We start from the raw sequence: 1,229 nt of genomic DNA on the forward strand, positions 1-1,229 counted from the left end.
TGTGTGGATGCCCCCAGTTTTGCAAGGTGATTTTCGGACAGTTATGACGGCTTGGCGCTTCTATCGCTCGTGTGTCAGGCCTCTTGGTGTGGCCTGATATTCGCCATGGGCCGGTATGCAGTTCGAAGAACGAGGTCCACATCGGTTCAGAGAGCTTTGATGCTCGCGCCCCGGGACTGGTTTCCACGTCCTGAACATTGAAGTCCTTGCCGCATAATCGTCTGTCGATCTCCTTGCCGGGGCTTTGGGCCCCTAAGCGCGTTCCGCTTTGCCTTTGGTTGAAGGCGAGCGGCTCACGCCATCTGGTAATTCTCTTCCCGAGTCATCATCGCCCAGATCATGCGCGCCATCTTGTTGGCCAGCGCGACCGCCGCCACCATGCGAGGCTTGCGCCCCAACACGCGTCCGAGCCAGTTGTCGGGCAACACGCCCTTGCGCACGATCCATCGGATCCGGCTCATGGCGCCCACGATCAGCAGCTTGCGGATATCGGCCTGGCCCATTTTACTGACCCCGCCGAGCCGGGTTTTGCCGCCGGTCGAGCGCTGTCGCGGGACTAGCCCGAGCCAAGCGGCGAAGTTGCGTCCGCTAGCGAAGGTGCGCAGATCCGGCGCGAACGCCATGATCGCACCCGCCGTTACCGGGCCAACACCGGGGACCGTGCACAGCCGCCGCATCGCGTCGTCCACCTTAGTCGCGGCGCGCAGCTTGAAGTGCAGTTCATCGATCTTTTGCGTAAGCGCTGCGATCTGGTCGAGGTAAAGGCGAACGATATCGCGCACAGAGTCGGGAAGTTCGATCGCATCGTCGTCGATCATGCCGGCGACGGTCTTTAGACCTGTCGGCCCTTGCGCAACGACCAGCCCGAACTCGCCAAGATGTCCCCGCATGGCGTTGATTAGCTGGGTGCGTTGCCCGACAAAGGACTGGTGGGTCCGGAATGCGACTGCCCGGGCTTGATGCTCGGCACTCTTGACTGCCACATAATGCAGGTTCGGCCGAAGGGCGGCTTCGGCGATCGCAGCCGCGTCCGCCGCATCGTTCTTCTGCCGTTTGACGAACGGCTTCACGTAGATCGGCGGGATCAACCGCACCTCGTGGCCGAGTCTTTGCGCGAACCGTCCCCAGAAGTGGCTCGTTGCGCACGCTTCCATCGCGACAATGCAGGGTGGCTGCTCGCGCAGAACTGTCTCGAGCTTCGCGCGCGAGACCATCCGGTTGAATAGAAC

1 protein-coding gene is annotated in these 1,229 nt (G+C 61.9%); it reads right to left on the reverse strand.

Annotation, left to right across the window (positions count from 1 at the left end; genetic code table 11):
* Window positions 1-293: 293 nt before the first annotated feature.
* A partial coding sequence (locus AC2YHA_RS19480) for an IS110 family RNA-guided transposase (protein ID WP_487402978.1) occupies window positions 294-1,229 on the reverse strand: 936 nt, incomplete at its 5' end.

This window comes from Sphingomonas sp. SRI_018 (assembly GCF_057586275.1).